Origin of the sequence: Xylanimonas ulmi (genome assembly GCF_004216535.1) — a bacterium.
In the GTDB taxonomy this organism is placed as follows: domain Bacteria; phylum Actinomycetota; class Actinomycetes; order Actinomycetales; family Cellulomonadaceae; genus Xylanimonas; species Xylanimonas ulmi.
In genome coordinates, this window is record NZ_SGWX01000001.1 from 1,803,237 (window position 1) to 1,822,595 (window position 19,359).

The following is a 19,359-nucleotide window of genomic DNA, read 5'->3' on the forward strand; positions in this document are numbered from 1 at the left end:
GTCCTTTCAGGGCCGGCGACGCGAACGGTGGTTGAGCCCGGGGCCACCCCCGCCAGGATTGGCGGGGGTGGTCGGGCTCAACCACCGGGGTCGGGTCAGGAGCGCGGCTTCTCGCGCATCTCGAAGGTCTCGATGACGTCGCCCTCGGTGATGTCGTTGAACGACCCGAGGCCGATGCCGCACTCGAAGCCCTCGCGGACCTCGGTGACATCGTCCTTCTCGCGACGCAGCGACTCGATCGTGAGGTTGTCCCCGACGACCTTGCCGCCGCGCAGCACGCGCGCCTTCGAGTTCCGTCGGATGGTGCCCGAGCGGATGATCGAACCGGCGATGTTGCCGAACTTCGAGGAGCGGAAGACCTGGCGGATCTCCGCGGTCCCGAGCTGGACCTCCTCGAACTCGGGCTTGAGCATGCCCTTGAGGGCCGCCTCGACGTCGTCGATCGCCTGGTAGATGACCGAGTAGAACTTGACCTCGACGCCCTCGCGGTCCGCCAGCTCCTCGACGCGCTCGCCGAACTTGACGTTGAAGCCGATGATCACGGCGTTGTCGACCGTGGCCAGGTTCACGTCGTTCTGCGTGATGGCGCCGACGCCGCGGTGGATGACGCGCAGCTCGACCTCCTCGCCCACGTCGATCTTGAGCAGCGCGTCCTCCAACGCCTCGACGGCGCCGGACACGTCACCCTTGATGACGAGGTTGAGGGTTTCGACCTTGCCGAGCTCAAGGGCCTTGGTGAAGTCCTCGAGGCTGATGCGCTTGCGGCGCTTGGCCAGGAGGGCGGCACGCTCGGCGGCCTCACGCTTCTCGGCGATCTGACGGGCGGTGCGCTCGTCAGGGGCGACGAGGAACGTGTCGCCCGCGCTGGGCACCGAGCTCAGGCCCAGCACCTGCACCGGACGCGCCGGCTCCGCGGCGTCGACCGCCTCGCCGTGCTCGTCGAACATCGCACGGACGCGGCCGTGGGCCGTGCCCGCGACGATCGCGTCGCCGACGTGGAGCGTGCCGGACTGCACCAGGACGGTGGCCACGGCGCCGCGCCCGCGGTCGAGGTTGGCCTCGATCGCGACACCGCGCGCGTCCTTGTCCGGGTTGGCGCGCAGGTCGAGCGCGGCGTCCGCGGTCAGCAGGACGGCCTCCAGGAGGCTGTCGATGCCCATGCGGTTCTTCGCCGAGACGTCGACGAACATGGTGTCGCCGCCGTACTCCTCCGCGACCAGGTTGTACTCGGTGAGCTGCTGGCGGATCTTGGCGGGGTTGGCCGCCTCCTTGTCCACCTTGTTCACCGCGACCACGATCGGCACACCGGCGGCCTGGGCGTGGTTGAGCGCCTCGACCGTCTGCGGCATCACGCCGTCGTCGGCCGCGACCACGAGGATCGCGATGTCGGTGACCTGGGCGCCACGGGCACGCATGGCGGTGAACGCCTCGTGACCCGGGGTGTCGATGAACGTGATCGCGCGCTCGAGGCCCTCGTGCTCGGTGCGCACCTGGTAGGCGCCGATGTGCTGGGTGATGCCGCCGGCCTCGCCCGCGACAACGTCCGTCGAGCGGATCGCGTCGAGGAGCTTGGTCTTGCCGTGGTCGACGTGACCCATGACGGTGACGACGGGCGGACGCGGGGCGAGGTCCTCGTCGGACTCCGCCTCGAGCTCGGCGTCCAGGTCGATGTCGAACGACCCGAGCAGCTCGCGGTCCTCCTCCTCGGCCGAGACCATCTCGATCTTGTAGCCGAGCTCCTCACCGAGGACGCCGAACGTCGCCTCGTCGAGCGACTGCGTCGCGGTGGCCATCTCACCGAGGTGGAACAGCACGGTCACCAGCGACGCGGGGTTCGCGTCGATCTTGTCGGCGAAGTCATTGAGCGAGGCGCCCTGACGCAGGCGGACGATCGTCTCGCCGTTGCCGCGCGGGACGGACACGCCGCCCAGCGACGGCGCCTGCATCGCCTCGAACTCCTGCCGCTTCGCGCGCTTCGACTTGCGCCCGCGGACCGGACGACCGCCTGCGCGGCCGAACGCGCCCTGCGTGGAGCCACGACCGGCGCCACCACGGCCACCGCCACCGGGACGACCGGCGAAGCCGCCGCCACCACCGGGAGCGCCACCGCCACCAGGACGGCCGCCGAAGCCGCCGCCACCACCGGGGCGACCACGGCCGCCGCCAGCGCCGGCGCCAGCCGGGCGCTCGCCCGGACGGGGCATGGAGGTGCGGCCCGGCATCATGCCGGGGTTCGGGCGCGGACCACCGGGGCGGGGCGCCGCGGGGCGCGGGCCACCCGGACGGGGACCGCCGGGACGGGGACCGCCCGGACGCTCGCCGGCCGAGGCCGCGGGAGCGTTCTCGTTGCGCGCGCCGTCACGCTCGCCGCGCTGCCCCGGACGGGGCATGCCCTGCGACGAGGCGAACGGGTTGTTGCCCGGGCGCGGCGCGCCGGGACGACCGCCCTGGCGCGGCATGCCCTGCGACGAGGCGAACGGGTTGTTGCCCGGGCGCGGGGCGCCGGGGCGGCCACCACGCTCGCCGCCCTGGGCGGGGCGGGGCGCGCCGGGGCGCGGCGCGTTGCCCGCCGGACGCGGGGTGGCCGGGCGCGCAGGGGTCGCCTGCGGGCCGGGAGCCGGAGCGGCCGCACGCGCGGCCGGAGCGGGCCGCGGCGCGGCGGTCGGCGCCGCGGCTGCGGGAGCAGCCGGAGCCGGCGCGGCCGGAGCCGGAGCCGGCGCGGCGGGGGCTTGCGCAGCCGGGGCCGAAGCGGCCGGAGCCGCGGGCGCCGGGGTGGGCGCCGAGGGCGTCGTCGCGGGAGCGGCCTTCGCCGCGGGGGCGGCCTTGGCTGCGGGAGCGGCCGCCGGGGAGGCGCTCTTGTGCTTCTCACGCATCATGCGCTCGACCGGCGCCTCAAGCGTCGAGGACGCTGACCGGACGAACTCGCCTGCGGCCTTCAGATCGTCCAGCAGGGCCTTACTAGTCACGCCGAGCTCCTTGGCGAGCTCGTGCACGCGGACCTTCGCCACATCTCTCCTGTCTCGGCCCTCCCCGGGACAGGGTGGACCGTCGTTAGTACCGAGTACTCATCGCTGGGGACTCATCGGGTGCCCATCGGCTTCTGACCCGCTTCCTTGTCGACGTACGCGTGGTGCGGCCGGGGCGTGGGCCCCGGTCGGGTTCCGTCCGCCGTGGGGCGGACGTGCGGTGACCGTGGTCAACGCTCGGCGGACTCCAGGTGCTCCCGGACGCCCGCCAGGTCGAGCGGGGCGGTCACGCGCAGTGCGCGCGGCACGGCCCGCCGTCGAACGGCGAGGTCCAGGCACGCGGCGACGGGATGGATCCAGGCGCCGCGTCCCGGCAGGGCCTTGCGCTCGTCGACCACGACACGGGGCGCTGCCCCGTCCGTGGCGTCCGGCACGAGGACCAGCCTCCAAAGTGCCGACCGCAGGTCGCGCTCCCGGCATCCGACGCACGTGCGCACCGGTCCGGCGGAGCCCGTGGAACGGGCCACCGGTGAGGCGGTGCGTGAGCGTGCTGGACCCTGGGCGCGCGGCCCGGTCGCCGACAGTCTAGCGCGCGGGTCGTGCTGCGAGGGAACCGGCGCCTGCGGCGCGGGCGCCGGGCTCACGACGGGTCGCGGTCCCTCTGCGCCGCGGGAGCGCCCGGATCGGCCGCCTCGTCGGAGCGGATGTCGATCCGCCAGCCGGTGAGCTTCGCGGCCAGGCGCGCGTTCTGCCCCTCCTTGCCGATCGCGAGCGAGAGCTGGTAGTCGGGCACGACGGCGCGCGCCGCCCGGGCGTCCGCGTCCACGACGGTGACGGACGTCACGCGCGCCGGGGACAGCGCGTTGGCCACGAAGCGGGCCGGGTCGTCGGAGTGGTCGACGATGTCGATCTTCTCGCCGTGCAGTTCGGCCATGACCGCGCGCACACGCGCGCCCATCGGGCCGATGCAGGCGCCCTTGGCGTTGAGGCCCTGCACCTTGGAGCGCACGGCGACCTTCGAGCGGTGGCCGGCCTCGCGCGCGATCGCGGTGATCTCGACCGACCCGTCGGCGACCTCGGGCACCTCGAGCTCGAACAGCTTGCGCACCAGCGCGGGGTGCGTGCGGCTGAGCGTGACCTGGGCGCCCTTGGGGCCGCGGGCGACCTCGACGACGTAGGCGCGCAGCCGCTCGCCGTGCGTGTACTCCTCGGTGGGCACCTGCTCGTGCGGCGGCAGCACCGCCTCGGTGCCGCCGATGTCGACCAGGACGACACGCGGGTCGCGGCCCTGCTGGATGACGCCCGCGATCACCTCGCCCTCCTTGCCGCGGAACATGCCCAGCACCTGGTCGTCCTCGGCGTCACGCAGACGCTGGACGATGACCTGGCGCGCGGTGGCGGTCGCGATGCGGCCGAAGTCGTGCGGCGTGTGGTCGAACTCGGGGCCGAGGTCGACCACCGGCCGACCCTCGGGGTCCTCGTCGTCCGGAGTGCGGATCTCCTCGCGGGCCCACACCGTGACGTGGCCCGAGCGACGGTCCACCTCGACGCGGGCGCGGTGGTAGGCGTCCGGGGTCCGGTGATAGGCAGACAGCAGGGCCTGCTCGATCGCCTCGACGAGCACGTCCAGGCTGATGTCCCGCTCGCGCTCGAGCAGTCGCAGCGTGGTCATGTCGATGTCCATCTCAGCCCTCCACGGCGCCGCTGGCGCCCAGGTTCTCGGTGCGGTTCGTGCCCGCGTCGTCAGCGTGGTCGTCAGGGTCGTCGGTGTCGTCCGCGAGGTCCGCGTCCGCCTCGTCGTCGAGCCGCTTGAGCTCGACCTCCACGCGGCCGCGGCGGACCGCCTCGAGGGGCACGCGCGCGCCGTCGTCGAGCACCAGGACCGGGCCGCCGTCCGCCTCGACGACGTCCTCGAGCCGCCCGACAACCTCACCGCCGTCGGTCAGCGTGAGCGTGACCAGCCGGGTCCGCGCGCGGCGGAAGTGGCGCAGCTCGGTCAGCGGACGCGAGGTTCCCGGCGTCGAGACCTCCAGCACGTACACGCCGGGCACGACGTCGTCGGCGTCGAGCGCCGCCGAGATCGCGCGAGAGACGTCACCCAGCGCGTCGGAGCCGAGGCTGCCGATCTCGTCCTGCGGCAGGTCGACGGTCACTCGCACGACCGAGCGCGACCCGGCCCGCGTCGTCGTGACAGCCTCGAGCCACAGTCCTTGCGCGTCGACCGCGGGGGCCACGACGCGCCGCACCGCGTCCGCGGTCGCCGACCCGCCGGACGTGCGCTCATTCCTCGGCCCTGCCATCGCCTGCCTCCCGTCGGCCATCCGGTGGTCCACTCCAGGTCGGGCACGACCGGTGTGTTGTTGTGCGTCGTCAAGCGTAACGGCCCCGCCGCCCGCCACGACCCGAAACCGCACGTCGCGGGGCGCGCCAGGGCGCGACGTCGCACACACTCGTCCCGGCCCGTCGAGTGGCAGGATCGGAGTCGATGAGACCCTCTACGGCCACCGCGCCCCACCCGGACCGCCGCGTCGCCCGTCGCGCCGCCCGCCTCGTCGGCGTTCTGACGGCCCTCGCGCTCGTCGTCGTGCTGCCGGCCTGCGGTGTGCGCTTGGAGACCGCTCCGCCCGCCGAGCCGGTGCCCGACGCCGCCGAACTGGTGCGCCGCACCGCCGCGAACGACGCCCTCGGCGTCGCCGAGCTCGCCCAGTCGGCGCAATCGGCGCAGGGGTTGCCCGCGGACGTGGACGCCGAGCTCGCCCAGGTCGCCGCGGCGGCCCATGCGCACGCGGACGCGCTCGGCGGCCCCTACGACTCGGGGCTCGACACCGACGAGCCCAGCCTCGCCCCCGAGGGCGGGGCCCAGGAGAGCGCCGAGCCCGCCACACCGGCCGAGGTCGTCGGCGCGCTCGTCGACGCCGCGGGCCGCAACCGCACCGCGGCGACCACCGCCGCGGACGGCCCGATCGCTCGGCTGCTCGGGTCGATCGGCGCCTCGCAGTCCGTCGGGGCGACCCGGCTGGCGGCGCTGGTCGGCGTGCCTGGGCCCGAGCACACGACGCCGGTGGTCCCCGAGCCCGCCTCCGCCGACGAGTCCCCGTCGCCGAGCCCGTCGCCGAGCGAGCCGGGCGACGTCGCGACGACGGCGCCGGGCGCCGAGGACACCGTGCCCCCCGAGGGCCTGACCGCGGCCGACTACCGCGGCCTCATCCTCGCCGAGGACGGCGCGCGCTACGCGCTGGAGGTGCGCGCGGCCCTCGCCTCCGACGAGGCGCGCGAACGCCTGCTCGCGCGCTCGCGAGCGCACGGTGAGCGCGCGCAGGCATGGGCGGTGCTCGCGTCCGTCTCCGGCACCGACCAGGACCCGCGCCGGGTCGCGTACTCGATCCCGCGCGCCGACGACGACGCCACCCTGGTGCGCACGATCGAGCAGGGCCTGGCGACGAACTACGCGAGCGTCATCGGGACGACGGCCCCGAGCACGCGCGGCGTGCTCGTGGACCTGCTGGTCGAGTCGGCGCTCACGCTCGACGCGTGGGGCGCGGCCCCCGTCCCCTTCCCCGGCATGCCCGAACTCGCGTAACGCCAGCTCGCGCACCACCAGCTCGCGCACCACCAGCTCGCGCACCACCGACTCGCGTCACCCCGTCGGCCTTCGGGCGCCGCCACGCTCCCGGGCCGGCCGGGTCCCCCGGCCGGCCCCACGTCGTCAGGCGAGCAGCGCCTCGACCTGCTCGGTCACGGCGGCGACGGCGTCGGCGACCGGCACCTGTCGCGCCTGGCCGGCGCGCGGGCGCACCTCGACCACGCCGTCGGCCAGACCGCGCCCGACCACGACGAGCAGCGGCACGCCGAGCAGCTCGGCGTCGGCGAACTTGACGCCCGGGGAGACCTTGGGCCGGTCGTCGTAGACGACCTCGACGCCGCGCGCCGCCAGTGCCTGCGCGAGCGCGTCGGCGGCCTCGAACACCTCGGCGCCCTTGCCCGTGGCCACGACGTGCACGTGCGCGGGGGCGACGTGCGCGGGCCAGGCCAGGCCGCGCTCGTCGTGGTGCGCCTCGGCGAGCGCCGCGAGCGCGCGCGTGACGCCGACGCCGTAGGAGCCCATGGTCACCACGACCTGCTTGCCGTTCTCGTCGAGCACCGTCAGGCCCAGCGCCTGGGCGTACTTGCGCCCGAGCTGGAAGATGTGCCCCATCTCGATGCCGCGCGCGAGCTCCAGCGGGCCGCTGCCGTCGGGCGCGGGGTCACCCGCGCGCACCTCGGCCGCCTCGATCGTGCCGTCGGCGGTGAAGTCACGGCCCGCGACCAGGTCGAAGACGTGGCGTCCGGACGCGTTGGCGCCGGTGATCCAGCGGGTGCCGGGCACGATGCGCGGGTCGAGCAGGTAGGTGATCGCGCTCGACGTCGTCCCGTCCGCCGCGGTCACCTGGGCGCCCTGCGGTCCCAGCACGGCCGGGCCGATGTAGCCCTTGACGAGCTCAGGATGCCGGGCGAAGTCGGCGTCGCCGGCCGCCTCGGCCTCGGCGGGCGCAAGCGCGGCCTCGACGCGCTTCATGTCGACCTCACGGTCGCCCGGGACGCCGATGACCAGCAGCTCGCGCGTGCCGTCGGGCTGCGTGAGGGCGAGCACGACGTTCTTGAGCGTGTCGGCGGCGGTCCACTCGCGGTCGGGGCGCGGGTGCTTCGCGTTGGCCAGCGCCACGAGCGTGTCGATGGTCGGGGTGTCGGGCGTGTTCTCGACGTGCGCCGCGGGGGCGTCGTCGTACGCGATCGGCTCGGGGACCGGCGTGACGACCGCCTCGACGTTGGCCGCGTAGCCGCCCGCCGAGCGCACGAACGTGTCCTCGCCGATGGGCGACGGTGACAGGAACTCCTCGGAGCGCGAGCCGCCCATGGCGCCCGACATGGCCGAGACGATGACGTACTCCAGGCCCAGGCGCTGGAAGATCCGCTCGTAGGCGTCGCGGTGGCGCTGGTAGGCCGCGTCGAGCCCGGCGTCGGTGGTGTCGAACGAGTACGAGTCCTTCATGACGAACTCGCGGCCGCGGATCAGTCCGGCGCGGGGGCGGGCCTCATCGCGGTACTTGGTCTGGATCTGGTACAGCGTCAGCGGCAGGTCCTTGTACGAGGAGTACAGGTCCTTGACCAGGAGGGTGAACATCTCCTCGTGCGTGGGCGCGAGCAGGTAGTCGGCGCGCTTGCGGTCCTGGAGGCGGAACAGGTTGGGCCCGTACTCCGCCCAGCGGCCCGTGGCCTCGTACGGCTCGCGGGGCAGCAGCGCCGGGAAGTGCACCTCCTGGCCGCCGATGGCGTCCATCTCCTCGCGCACGATCGCCTCGACCTTGGCCAGCACGCGCAGGCCGAGCGGCAGCCAGGTGTAGATGCCGGGCGCGGCGCGGCGGATGTATCCGGCGCGCACGAGCAGCCTGTGGGAGTCGACCTCGGCGTCGGCGGGGTCCTCGCGCAGCGTGCGGACGAACAAGGTGGACAGGCGCAGCAGATCACCGCGACGGGCGAGAACAGACATGGGCCACAGATTACCGGCGCGGCGCCGGGGGAACCGACCTGATTCGGCCCGGTCGCCCGCGGCGCGCACGGGGCGCACGGGGCACACGGGGCGACGATCGTGATCGCGTCCGGCGCTCCGGCGCGCGAGACTGGCCCCGTGCCTGAGCTGCCTGAGGTCGAGGGGCTCGTGCGGTTCCTCAGCGAGCGGACGCGCGGGCGGAGCGTCGCGGCCGCCGACGTGGGGAGCGTCGCCGCGCTCAAGACGGTCGACCCGCCGCTGTCCGCCCTGGTGGGCACGACCGTGCGCGGGTGGTCGCGGCACGGCAAGTGGCTCGACCTGGCGACGTTCACCTTCGACGACGCGCAGGACGCGCAGGACCCGCACCTGCTGTTCCACCTCGCGCGCGGCGGCTGGCTGCGCTGGTACGACCAGGTCCCCACGACGACGGTGCGTCCGCGGCTGGGCGGCTCGGCGCGCGGGGCGGTCATCGCGTTGCGGGTGCGGTTCGACGACGGCTCGGGCTTCGACCTCACCGAGGCCGGCACGCGCAAGCGGCTCGCGATCCACGTGGTGCGCGAGCCCGACGACGTCGCGCAGGTCGCGAGCCTCGGGCCTGAGCCGCTCGACCCGGCGTTCACCGCGCAGACCCTCGCGGGCCTCTTGCCGGCCCGGAGCCAGCAGGTCAAGGGGCTGCTGCGCGACCAGTCGGCGATCGCCGGCATCGGCAACGCCTACTCCGACGAGATCCTGCACGTCGCGCGCATGTCGCCGTACCGGCTCACGCGGAGCCTGACGGACGACGACGTCGCCGCGCTGCACGCGGCGATCGTGGTCACGCTCACCAACGCTGTGGCGGCCGCGTCAGGCAAGCCCGCCAAGGAGCTCAAGGACGCCAAGCGCGCGGGCATGCGCGTGCACGGGCGCACGGGCGAGCCGTGCCCGGTGTGCGGCGACACGGTCCGCGAGGTGTCGTTCGCGGACCGGTCGCTGCAGTACTGCGCGACGTGTCAGACAGACGGGAGGCCGCTGGCGGACCGGCGGCGCTCCCGTCTGCTGCGGTGAGCCTCAGCCCAGGTCGAGCGGGGTGAGGGTGAGGTAGTCGTCGAGCGTGCCGTCGTTCAGGCAGGTCTCGATGATGCGCCGGCCGAGCGGGTGCAGCTCGGGAGACAGGAACTGGCGCAGCTCGTCCTTGAAGAACTCGGTGATGATCGCGGCGCCGATGTCGTAGGCCTCGACCCCCACCTTGGACTGCAGTTCGGGGCGCAGCAGCGACGGACGCACCTGCTGGCCGTCGATCTTCATCTCCCACATCGCGTAGCCGAACAGCGGGCAGCGCGCCGGGACGAGCGAGTCACGCCGGATGTGGCCCTGACCGCGGCGGGCCAGGTACTCACGCGTGAGCCATTCGGCGGCGAAGTCGACCCGGTAGGCGCCGATGTGCTGGTTGGGCGTGAGCACCAGACGCGTCTTGGGCGCTGCGAGGATCTGCTCGAGCAGCAGGTTGGCCGCGCCGACCTTGGTGTTGGTCGAGAACGGCCAGAACGAGCCGACGCCCTCGGCGACCATGCCGCCGTGCGCGATGACCGCAGCCTCGGCCGCGGTCGCCCCGATCGACGGGTTCTTGTCGCCGCGCGGTGTGACCAGGCGCCACAGCCACGCGAGCGACGGCGGGATGACGTGCATGAGGCCCATGACCCCGTAGGTCGGCTGATCCGCGGTGCACGCCGGCATGCGCACGCCGAACGTGCGCACGTCGACCTGCTGCGGCTCGTCGACGATGCCCTTGATCTGGCGGCGCGGGATGACCACACGCGGGTTCGAGCAGGGCTTGCCGCTCGCGTCGCGCACGTGCTCCCACGGCAGGCAGGTCGCGCCGGGCGTGCCCTCGATGTTGAGGAAGATGAGCGGCTCGGCCGGGTGGATGATGGCGCGCTCGAGCTGCGGGTCCTCGCCGTAGCAGGTGAGGTTGTCGACGCGCACGAACCAGCCGTCCTCGGCGTCGGCGACCGTCATCTTGCCGCTCGCCGGCCGCTGCAGGGCCGGGTGGCACAGCGTCATGTCGTCAGTGACGGGCTCGAGGCGCGAGGTCTCCGAGAGCGTGATCGCGTACGGCTCGTCGGTCACCACGTTGGTGCCGAGCAGCACGCGTCCGTCCTCCTCACGCCGCAGCTCCTGGCACATCTCGGACTTGCCGCCACCCGAGGCGCCCTCGTGCATGATGACGGTCTCGTTCTCGTACGGCGTCGTCACGCGCACCGAGGAGGCGTGGGCGGTCAGCCAGCCCTCGTAGGCGCCGACGTCGAGCAGCGCGGAGAACACGCCCTTCTTGGCGCTCGGGCCGGGGTAGAGGTTGTAGGCGAAGATCTCGTGCAGCGTCTGCGTGCGGTCGTGAACCACGACCTGCTTGCCCGCGAAGTGGGTGTGCCGGAACGGCGGGGCCAGGTAGAGGATCGAGCGGGGCGCGAAGGGGCCGAGCTCGTCGAAGGTGCAAAAGCCCTGCAGGTCCACCAGCGCGCAGGCGAAGAACGCGGTGCTCTTCGGCACGACGGCCAGCGACGGGCTGCCCAGGTGCGGTCCACCGGCCTTGAAGGGCACGACGATGAGGTCCTGGCCAGCCAGCCAGTCGAGCGTCTCCTGCTTCACGGGCGCGAAGGGGCCGTAGTCGTCGGCGAACCGCGGCTTGTCGGAGGGCAGGTCGTCGCCGATGCGCATGCAGTCGGGGTCGCGCCGGCGGATGTAGTCCTCGGGGTAGTTGACGGCGATGCCGTTGCGGCACCGCACCACGTCGGCCTCCTTGACCGAGCCGTCGCCGGGGACGTCGAAGACGACGTCGAACGTGTCGGCCCCGTCAGGGCCGAGGGAGAGCTCAAAGAGCTCTGAGCGGCTGGTCGGGATCGTGATGCTGCGCGCAGCCTCAAGACACTCGGCCAGGTATGGGGGAAGCGTGAGCTTCCGGAGCACGTCGTCCATCCCCCCATCGCACCCCTGCTGTCGGCTCAGGTGCGGTGAGTTGTCGCGTTCCGATCGGTCGGAGGCCCGACTGACGCGGTCCGCGCACGACGCCGACGGTGCGCTGGACGCCGTCGAGGCGGCGTCCGCGAAACCCAGATCTGAGGTCATACCTCACGACATCACGGTTGCCTCAGAAAAGCACAGTGGCGAAGGTCCCGACTTGCTCGAAGCCCACCCGGCGGTAGGCCCGCAGCGCCCGCTGGTTGTAGCCGTTGACGTAGAGCGAGACGACGGGCGCCACACGCCGACGGGCGTCGACGACGACGGCGGCCATGCCCTGCTCGGACAGCCCCCGGCCGCGCACGGCCGGATGCACCCACACGCCCTGGACCTGCGCGACACCTTGCGCGACCGCGCCCAACTCGGCCTTGAACTCGACGCGCGCCACGTCCTCGGGCGCCTCGGGCGCATCCGGCGCCGCGAGCCGCACATACGACCGACCCGCCGAGATGAGCGAGCGCACCCGCTCGCGGTAGGCCGCCGCCCCGCCCGCGACAGGCGAGTAGCCCACCTCCTCGGTGAACATCGCCACACACGCGGGCAACAGCACGTCGAGCTCGTCGCCGCGCGTCAGCCGCACGCGCGGGTCGGGCTCGACGTCGGGGTCGCGCGCGATCGCGAGCGACGGCTGGTGCGCGCGCACCTCGCGCGCGGCGGGCCACACCTCCTCCAGGCGCGCCCACAGGGCCAGGGCGGCGCCGGACTCCCCCACGATCGACGACGAGCGCCGGCCGTAGAAGCGCGCTGTGCGCGCGAACGCCGCGACGGCCGCGACGGTGTCGGCCCCGACGCCGGGCGGGACGACCGGCACGAGGTTGGCCCCTGCCCAGCAGATCGCCCGCAGCGCGCCGCGTGTCGGCCACCCCCACACCTGGCCGCCCGCGGCAGCCAGGCCCCCACGCGCGGCGATCTCCAGCCGCGAGGACGCCAGCACGGCCGCGACGGGGTCGCGGGCGCAGACGGCGAGCGCCTCGGGCACGTCCGCGGGGCCGAGGACCCGCGCCGCGTCGCGCCCCAGCCCTGCGGCGACCTGCCCCCGAACGCCCACGGCCGCGCCGAGTCTCAGCCGACCGTCACGACCGGACCGGACCCCGCGTCCGCCGTGTCGTCCTGGGACATCGACTCGGCGATGCGCAACGCCTCCTCGATGAGCGTCTCGACGATCTCGGACTCCGGCACGGTCTTGATGACCTCGCCCTTGACGAAGATCTGGCCCTTGCCGTTGCCCGACGCGACGCCGAGGTCCGCCTCGCGCGCCTCGCCCGGGCCGTTGACGACACAGCCCATGACCGCGACGCGCAGCGGCACCTCAAGGCCCTCCAGGCCCGCGGTGACCCGGTCGGCGAGCGAGTAGACGTCGACCTGCGCGCGCCCGCACGAGGGGCACGAGACGATCTCCAGCTTGCGCTCCTTGAGGTTGAGCGCCTGGAGGATCTGGATGCCGACCTTGACCTCCTCGACGGGAGGCGCCGACAACGACACCCGGATGGTGTCGCCGATGCCCTTGCTCAGCAGCGCGCCGAACGCGGTGGCGGACTTGATGGTGCCCTGGAACGCGGGCCCCGCCTCGGTGACGCCGAGGTGCAGCGGCCAGTCGCCGCGCTCCGAGAGCAACTCGTAAGCGCGCACCATGACCACGGGGTCGTTGTGCTTGACGGAGATCGCGAAGTCGTGGAAGTCGTGCTCCTCGAAGAGCGACGCCTCCCAGACGGCCGACTCGACCATGGCCTCCGGGGTGGCCTTGCCGTACTTGGCCAGCAGCCGCGGGTCGAGCGATCCGGCGTTGACCCCGATGCGCAGCGCCGTGCCGTGGTCCTTGGCGGCCTGGGCGATGTCCCTGATCTGGTCGTCGAACTTGCGGATGTTGCCCGGGTTGACGCGCACCGCGGCGCACCCGGCCTCGATCGCGGCGAAGACGTAGCGGGGCTGGAAGTGGATGTCGGCGACGACCGGGATCTGCGACTTCTTGGCGATCGCCGGCAGCGCGGCGGCGTCGTCGGCGCTCGGGACCGCGACGCGCACGATGTCGCAGCCGGCGGCCGTCAGCTCGGCGATCTGCTGCAGCGTGGCGTTGATGTCGGTCGTCGGCGTTGTGGTCATGGACTGGACGCTGATCGGAGCGCCACCGCCCACCTCGACCTTGCCGACCTTGATCTTGCGGGTCGGGCGACGGGGCGCCAGCACGGGGACAGCCCCCGGGATCGCGGCGCTGGGGGTTCCGAGATTGACGATGCTCACCGGCCCAGTATCCCCCGGTTCTCGGCCCGCGCCTGCGTCCTCGCGGACCACGCACGCACCCGTCAGAAGATCTGCACGGGGTCGACGACATCGGCCACGACGAGCAGCAGTGTCGCGCCGATCAGGACCACGAACATGACGTAGGCGACGGGCATCATGCGCGCGACGTCGGCGGGCCCGGGCAGCGGGCGCAGCCCGCGCACACGCGCGACCGTGCGCTTGGCGCCCTCGTACAGCGCGTTGACCACGTGCCCCCCGTCGAGCGGGAGCAGCGGGATGAGGTTGAACACGAACAACGCCATATTGAGCGAGGCCAGAAGGCTGAGCATGATCGCAACCCGGTCCAGCACGGTCGCGTCGAGGCCCGCGACGTCGGCCGCCGCGCGCCCCACGCCCACGACGGACATGACGCTGTCGGCCGAGCGCGGGGTGTCGGTGAAGGTCTGCGCCGCCGCCTCGTACACGCGCACCGGGAACGTGAACACGGCGCGCGCGGTGCCCGTGAACATGCGCCCGACCTCGCTCGGCACCTGGCTCAGGGGAATCGACTGCCGCGCCAAGGTCGGGGCGAACCCGACGAACGCCCCACTGACCGTCGCCACATCGCCGTCCGGGTCGCGCACGACGACGCCGTCCGCGTCGAGCACCGCGCGCTCGGCGTCGACGGGCGTCACGGTGAGCGTCACCTGCTGCCCGTCGCGCTCGACGACCAGCGGGACCGGTTGGCCGGCGGTGCCGGAGATGGCGTCCAGCAGCTCGCGCCACGTGCCCGTCGCGACGCCGTCGTAGGACACGATGCGGTCCCCGGCGCGCAGGCCGGCGGCGACGGCCGGCGCCGGGGCGGCCGCGGGGTCGCAGGGGGCGCCGGTCGCCGTCGGCACGCACTCGCTGACCGACGCGACAGTCGTGGTCTGCTGCGTGAAGCCGATCGCCATGAACGAGGCCGTCAGCACGACGGCGAGCAGCAGGTTCATGGTCGGCCCGCCGAGCATGACCACGAGCTTCTTGGGTGTGGACAGGTGGTAGAACGCGCGGTGCTCCTCGCCCGGGCGGATCTCCTCGACGCTCTGGTCGCGCGCGTCGGCGACGACCTGGGCGAAGAACCCGCGCCCGCGCCGCGCGCCGTCGGGCGCGGCCGGCATCATGCCGACCATGCGCACGTAGCCGCCGAGCGGGATCGCCTTGATCCCGTACTCCGTCTCGCCCCGGGTGCGCGACCAGATGGTAGGGCCGAATCCCACCATGTATTGGCTCACGCGCACGCCGAACCGCTTGGCGGGCGCCATGTGGCCCACCTCGTGCAGGGCGATGGACACGGCGATGCCCACGACGATGACGAGGATGCCGACCACGATGCTCACCGGCCCAGCCTAGGCGAGCGCCCTGGGGGCCTCCTGGGCGCCGATCGTGGTGGCGCGGTGAGCGTCTGGCGCACGTCGCGACCCGCTCCACCGGTCCAGCGGGGCGACGGCGAGCGTGAGCGCGGCGGCCACGACGAGCGCGACGACGACGGCCGACCAGCCGTTGTCGTCGCTCACGCCGAGCGCGGCCTGGGCCCGCCCCCACGCCGTGCCCCAGGCGGGCCACAGCTGCACGAAGGTGGGCGTGACGAGCTCGAACGCGACGAAGCCGGCGGCCCACGGCACGAACAGCCAGGGCCGGGGGCGCGCGCTGGCGGTCAGGTCGTAGCGACCGCGGCGCACGGCCCAGTGGTCGACCACGAGCACGGCGCCGAGCGGTGTGAACACGGCGCCGATGAGCAGCAGGAACCCCTCGTAGGCGTAGCCGTCGCCGACCATGACGCCCAGCGCCGTCGCGACCGCGCCGACGCCGACGGCCAGCGCACGCCGGTCGGCGCGCGGGGCGAGGTTCTGCACGCTCAGCGCCGTCGAGTAGACGTTGGCGAACGCCTGGTCGACCTCGTCGGCGGCGAGGATCGCCAGGGCCAACGCCCCGGCGGGCACCGCGAGCAGCGCGCCCACCAGGTCGCCGTCGGACGGCCGATAGGCCAGCAGCCCCAGCACGCCCACGCAGAAGAACGCGGCCGAGGCGAGCCCGTAGCCCACGCCGACCGCGACGCCGGCGCGGCCCGCGGTGCGCGGGCGCGCATGGCGCGTGTAGTCGGCCACGAGCGGGATCCACGAGACCGACATCGACGCGACGAGGTCGACGTTGGTCCACAACCCCCACCACCCGCCCGCGGTGACCTGGCCCAGCGGGCGGCGGGCGGCGTCGAGCAAGAAATAGGCCGAGCACGCCACCACCACGAGGATCGCGGCGCGTCGCAGCAGCGCCGCCGAGCCGAGCGGACGCAGCGCCATGGCCGTGGCGATCACACCCGCGACGACGGCGAACACCCAGTGCGGCACGGACGGCCACACCCCGCTGGCGGCGCGCGCGATGATCCACACCTCGAACGCGGCCCAGCCCACGCACTGGACGATGTTGAGCGCCGTGGGCGCCCACGACCCACGCGCCCCGAACAGGCCGCGGAACACGACCATCGACGAGGCGCCCGTGCGGGCGCCGATCGCGGCGACCGCGCCGAGCAGGCCCGCGCCGAGCGCCGTGCCGATGGCGATCGCGGCGAGCGTCGCCGGGAGCGAGGTGGGCACGAAGTAGACCGCGACGACGGGCACCAGCAGGCTGACGCCGAGGCTCGCCCACAGTCCGAGGTGGTCGCGGGGGCGGTGGACGCGCACAGGGGGCGCGTCGAGAGTGACGGGGGCTTCGACGGTCTGCGGGCCGAGAACGGCAGGGCTCATCAGGGTCCTCCCTACGCCGGTGTGAGCCGGACAGGTTCGATCGGTCGGCGGCTCCCGGCCGCCCTCTCAGCCCGGCGGCCGCCTCTGCGGATCCCGGACTCCCGTTGGACGCGCACCTTGGGTGCGCAGGCACACCCTACGCGGCTAGGGTGGTCGGCGGCGCGGGGCGCCGGGACCCTCCCCGAGGGTCCGGCTGAGATGCACCCGTGGAACCTGCTCTAGGTAGTGCTAGCGAAGGGAACGCCCATGAGCTCCGCTGTGTCCTGTCCTGTCACCCCCCAGACCGTCGCGGACGTCGTGACCGCCGTGCGGGCGACAAGCCCCCTGGTCCACTGTGTGACCAACGCCGTGGTCACCAACGTCACCGCGAACGTGCTGCTGGCCGCCGGCGCCGCGCCCGCCATGGTCGCCGCGCCCGCCGAGGCCGGTGACTTCGCGCGGGTCGCCGACGCGCTGCTGACCAACCTCGGCACGGTCGAGGGCGAGCAGCCGAACGCCATGCGGGTGGCCGCGCACGCCGCCGTCGACGCGGGCGTGCCCTGGGTGCTCGACCCGGTCGCGATCGGCTCAATGCGTGTGCGCACCGCGCTCGCGGCCGAGCTGCTCGCCGTCGGGCCCACCATCGTGCGTGGCAACGCCTCTGAGGTCGCGGCGCTCGCGGGCGGGCTCGGCGGCCGGGGCGTCGACTCGCTCGACACGCCCGACGACGTGCGCGACGTCGCGCTGCGGCTGGCCCGCGAGTCCGGCGCCGTCGTCGCGGTCAGCGGCGCGGTCGACCTGATCACCGACGGCGTCCGGATCGCGCGCGTGCGGGCCGGGACACCGCTGCTGACGCGTGTGACCGGCGTGGGCTGCTCGCTCGGCGCGCTCGTGGCGGCGTGCGCGGCCGTCACACCCGACCGGCTGCTCGCGGCCACGGCCGCGACCGCGTGGGTCTGCGTCGCGGGTGACCTCGCAGCCGAGGCCGCCACGACCACGGGCTCGTTCGCGGTCGCGCTGATCGACCGGATCGACGACGTCGACGCGTCCGCGGTGGGTGAGCGCTCCGGGCTCATGGCCGAGGCCGCGCAGGTGACGGCGTGAGCGCGCCGTTCGGGCCGGCCACGCTCGCCGGCGAGCGCCCGGGGACCCCCGCTCCCACGTCGCGTCCTGTCGACCGGGCGGCGTTCGACCCCTCGGTCTACCTCGTCACCGACACCGCGTTGTGCGGCGGCCGCGACGGCGTGCTCGCCACCGTGCGCCAGGCCGTCGTCGGCGGCGTCACGGCCGTGCAGTTGCGCGATCCCGGCGCCGCGACGCGCGACCTGGCCGCGCTCGGCGCCGCGCTGCTCGCCCTGCTGCGCCCTGCGGGCGTGCCGCTCGTCGTCGACGACCGTGTGGACGTGGCTCTGGCGATCGACGCCGACGGCGCCCACGTGGGCCAGCGCGACCTCGACCCGCTGGCGGCGCGGCGGCTGCTCGGCCCGGGACGCCACCTCGGGCTGAGCGTCTCGACGCCCGCCGAGGCGCGCGCGGCCGCGGCACTGGCGCCGGGGACCGTCGACCTGCTGGGGGTCGGCCCTGTGCGCCCCACGAGCTCCAAGGCCGACGCGCGGGCGGCCATCGGCCTCGACGGGCTCGCAGCCGTGGCGGCCGCGTCACGCGCGGCGGGCGGGCCGCCGTGCGTCGCGATCGGCGGACTGAGCGCACCCGACATCCCGGCCCTGCGCGAGGCCGGGGCGGTCGGGGCGGCGGTCATCTCGGCCGTGTGCGGCACGCGTGACCCGCGGGCCGCCACGCGCGCGCTGCGTGACGCGTGGGACGCGCGATGAGCGCCGCCCGCCCCGCGGGCCACCCCGTCGTGGCCCTGACGATCGCCGGCTCAGACCCCTCGGGCGGCGCGGGGATCCAGGCCGACCTCAAGACGTTCGCGGCGTTGGGCGGCTACGGGTGCGCCGCGCTCACCGGCCTCACCGCGCAGTCGACCCTCGGCGTCACGCGCGTGCTGCCGGTCCCTGCGGACATGGTCACGGCCCAGCTCACGACGCTGTTCGCCGACGTCGCCGTCGACGCGGTGAAGATCGGCATGACGAGCGACGCCCAGGTCGCCGGGGCCGTCGCGGACGCGCTCGCCGAGGTGCGCGCGGCCGCCGCGCGCACCGGGACGGCGGCGCCCGTCGTGGTGCTCGATCCCGTCATGGTCGCAACCTCGGGCGACCGCCTGCTGGCCCCCGACGCCGAGCGGGTGCTGCGCGAGCGGCTGCTGCCGCTGGCCGACCTGGTCACGCCCAACCTCGCCGAGGCCGCCGTGCTGCTGGGCGCCCGGGTCGCGCGCGACGGCGCCGAGGCCGCCGACCAGGCGCGCGCGCTGGTCGCGCTCGCCGCCGCGCACGGCGTCCCCGCTCCCCCAGGTGGGCGCTGGGCGCTCGTCAAGGGCGGGCACCTCGACGGCGCCGCCGCGGTCGACCATCTCGCCGGGCCGGCGTCGGCGGGCGCGGTGGGCGCGGTGGGCGTGACGGCGCTCGCGTCGCCACGCGTGGACACACGCAACACGCACGGCACCGGCTGCACGCTCAGCGCGGCGTGCGCCGTCCTGCGCCCGGCGCTCGACGACTGGCCGACGACGGTCCGCGCCGCCAAGGACTACCTGACCCAGGCGCTCGAGGCGGGCCGGCGGCTGCGGGTCGGAGGGACGGGCGTGCTCGGGCCCCGAGAGCCGTGGACGGGGCACGGGCCCGTCGACCACGGGTGGGCCCTGCGGCGACCTGTTGGCCCCAGGGTCGAGGCGGCGCGGGGCGCGGCGGTGGCGTCGACGGTGGTTTCGACAGGCTCAACCACCAGGGGCAGCCTCGGCGGCTGACTCGGCGGTGGTTTCGACAGGCTCAACCAC

The 19,359-nt window shown here is 74.3% G+C and carries 15 protein-coding genes and 1 riboswitch; of the genes, 5 read left to right on the top strand and 10 right to left on the bottom strand.

All coding sequences use genetic code 11. The features are described from left to right. Positions 1-95 precede the first annotated feature (95 nt). The 4 genes from infB to EV386_RS08320 all read right to left on the bottom strand — a co-directional run bounded on the left by infB (position 96) and on the right by EV386_RS08320 (position 5,266). Positions 96-3,008, bottom strand: coding sequence for a translation initiation factor IF-2 (infB, locus tag EV386_RS08305; RefSeq protein WP_130414009.1), 2,913 nt, complete (start codon positions 3,006-3,008; stop codon positions 96-98). Between the two features lie 188 nt (positions 3,009-3,196). Next, the gene (locus EV386_RS18990) at positions 3,197-3,400 is read right to left on the bottom strand and encodes a YlxR family protein (protein WP_242607892.1); all 204 of its coding nucleotides are present in this window, start codon (positions 3,398-3,400) and stop codon (positions 3,197-3,199) included. Positions 3,401-3,606: 206 nt separating this feature from the next. After that, a complete protein-coding gene (gene nusA / locus EV386_RS08315) occupies positions 3,607-4,650 on the bottom strand; it encodes a transcription termination factor NusA (protein WP_130414013.1) in 1,044 nt (347 codons plus the stop codon). Position 4,651: 1 nt separating this feature from the next. After that, the gene (locus tag EV386_RS08320; RefSeq protein WP_130414015.1) at positions 4,652-5,266 is read right to left on the bottom strand and encodes a ribosome maturation factor RimP; all 615 of its coding nucleotides are present in this window, start codon (positions 5,264-5,266) and stop codon (positions 4,652-4,654) included. 185 nt (positions 5,267-5,451) lie between these two features. On the opposite strand from EV386_RS08320, the gene EV386_RS08325 reads away from it, so the two are divergent. Continuing rightward, positions 5,452-6,546, top strand: a complete 1,095-nt coding sequence (locus EV386_RS08325) for a DUF4439 domain-containing protein (RefSeq protein WP_130414017.1) — start codon at positions 5,452-5,454, stop codon at positions 6,544-6,546. Between the two features lie 126 nt (positions 6,547-6,672). Here EV386_RS08325 and EV386_RS08330 read toward each other — a convergent pair whose 3' ends face one another. Beyond that, on the bottom strand, positions 6,673-8,493 hold the full coding sequence (locus EV386_RS08330) for a proline--tRNA ligase (RefSeq protein WP_130414019.1): 1,821 nt from the start codon (positions 8,491-8,493) through the stop codon (positions 6,673-6,675). Between the two features lie 138 nt (positions 8,494-8,631). Between EV386_RS08330 and EV386_RS08335 the strand changes: the two genes are divergently transcribed. Then, positions 8,632-9,537: an Fpg/Nei family DNA glycosylase gene (locus tag EV386_RS08335; protein WP_130414021.1), complete on the top strand. Its 906-nt coding sequence runs from the start codon at positions 8,632-8,634 to the stop codon at positions 9,535-9,537. A 3-nt stretch (positions 9,538-9,540) separates the two neighbouring features. On the opposite strand, the gene EV386_RS08340 is transcribed toward EV386_RS08335, so the two are convergent. The 5 genes from EV386_RS08340 to EV386_RS08360 form a co-directional block, all read right to left on the bottom strand. Further along, complete coding sequence (locus tag EV386_RS08340; protein WP_130414023.1) at positions 9,541-11,445, bottom strand: DUF4914 family protein; 1,905 nt, start codon at positions 11,443-11,445, stop codon at positions 9,541-9,543. A 172-nt stretch (positions 11,446-11,617) separates the two neighbouring features. Beyond that, positions 11,618-12,535, bottom strand: a complete 918-nt coding sequence (locus EV386_RS08345; RefSeq protein ID WP_242607893.1) for a GNAT family N-acetyltransferase — start codon at positions 12,533-12,535, stop codon at positions 11,618-11,620. Between the two features lie 14 nt (positions 12,536-12,549). Further along, positions 12,550-13,725, bottom strand: coding sequence for a flavodoxin-dependent (E)-4-hydroxy-3-methylbut-2-enyl-diphosphate synthase (gene ispG / locus EV386_RS08350; protein ID WP_130414025.1), 1,176 nt, complete (start codon positions 13,723-13,725; stop codon positions 12,550-12,552). A gap of 62 nt (positions 13,726-13,787) precedes the next feature. After that, positions 13,788-15,086 (bottom strand): M50 family metallopeptidase, encoded by a 1,299-nt coding sequence (locus EV386_RS08355; protein WP_130414027.1) that lies wholly within the window; start codon positions 15,084-15,086, stop codon positions 13,788-13,790. A 9-nt stretch (positions 15,087-15,095) separates the two neighbouring features. Beyond that, positions 15,096-16,490, bottom strand: coding sequence for a purine-cytosine permease family protein (locus EV386_RS08360; protein WP_130414029.1), 1,395 nt, complete (start codon positions 16,488-16,490; stop codon positions 15,096-15,098). Positions 16,491-16,642: 152 nt separating this feature from the next. Continuing rightward, positions 16,643-16,748, top strand: a riboswitch (TPP riboswitch). Between EV386_RS08360 and thiM the strand changes: the two genes are divergently transcribed. From thiM to thiD, 3 genes are all read left to right on the top strand, one after another. After that, positions 16,737-17,573 carry a hydroxyethylthiazole kinase gene (gene thiM, locus EV386_RS08365; protein ID WP_130414031.1) on the top strand — a complete coding sequence of 279 codons (837 nt, stop codon included), beginning with the start codon at positions 16,737-16,739 and terminating at the stop codon, positions 17,571-17,573. It overlaps the preceding riboswitch by 12 nt. Next, positions 17,570-18,301: a thiamine phosphate synthase gene (gene thiE, locus EV386_RS08370; RefSeq protein ID WP_130414033.1), complete on the top strand. Its 732-nt coding sequence runs from the start codon at positions 17,570-17,572 to the stop codon at positions 18,299-18,301. Before thiM ends, thiE begins: the two co-directional genes overlap by 4 nt. Next, positions 18,298-19,329 carry a bifunctional hydroxymethylpyrimidine kinase/phosphomethylpyrimidine kinase gene (gene thiD / locus EV386_RS08375; RefSeq protein ID WP_130414035.1) on the top strand — a complete coding sequence of 344 codons (1,032 nt, stop codon included), beginning with the start codon at positions 18,298-18,300 and terminating at the stop codon, positions 19,327-19,329. Before thiE ends, thiD begins: the two co-directional genes overlap by 4 nt. Positions 19,330-19,359 lie beyond the last annotated feature (30 nt).

Coding starts and splice junctions, on each gene's coding strand:
- nusA (WP_130414013.1), bottom strand. CDS start 4,650: ATGGACATCGACATGACCACGCTGCGACTGCTCGAGCGCGAGCGGGAC.
- EV386_RS08320 (WP_130414015.1), bottom strand. CDS start 5,266: ATGGCAGGGCCGAGGAATGAGCGCACGTCCGGCGGGTCGGCGACCGCG.
- EV386_RS08325 (WP_130414017.1), top strand. CDS start 5,452: ATGAGACCCTCTACGGCCACCGCGCCCCACCCGGACCGCCGCGTCGCC.
- EV386_RS08330 (WP_130414019.1), bottom strand. CDS start 8,493: ATGTCTGTTCTCGCCCGTCGCGGTGATCTGCTGCGCCTGTCCACCTTG.
- EV386_RS08340 (WP_130414023.1), bottom strand. CDS start 11,445: ATGGACGACGTGCTCCGGAAGCTCACGCTTCCCCCATACCTGGCCGAG.
- EV386_RS08360 (WP_130414029.1), bottom strand. CDS start 16,490: ATGAGCCCTGCCGTTCTCGGCCCGCAGACCGTCGAAGCCCCCGTCACT.
- thiM (WP_130414031.1), top strand. CDS start 16,737: ATGAGCTCCGCTGTGTCCTGTCCTGTCACCCCCCAGACCGTCGCGGAC.
- thiD (WP_130414035.1), top strand. CDS start 18,298: ATGAGCGCCGCCCGCCCCGCGGGCCACCCCGTCGTGGCCCTGACGATC.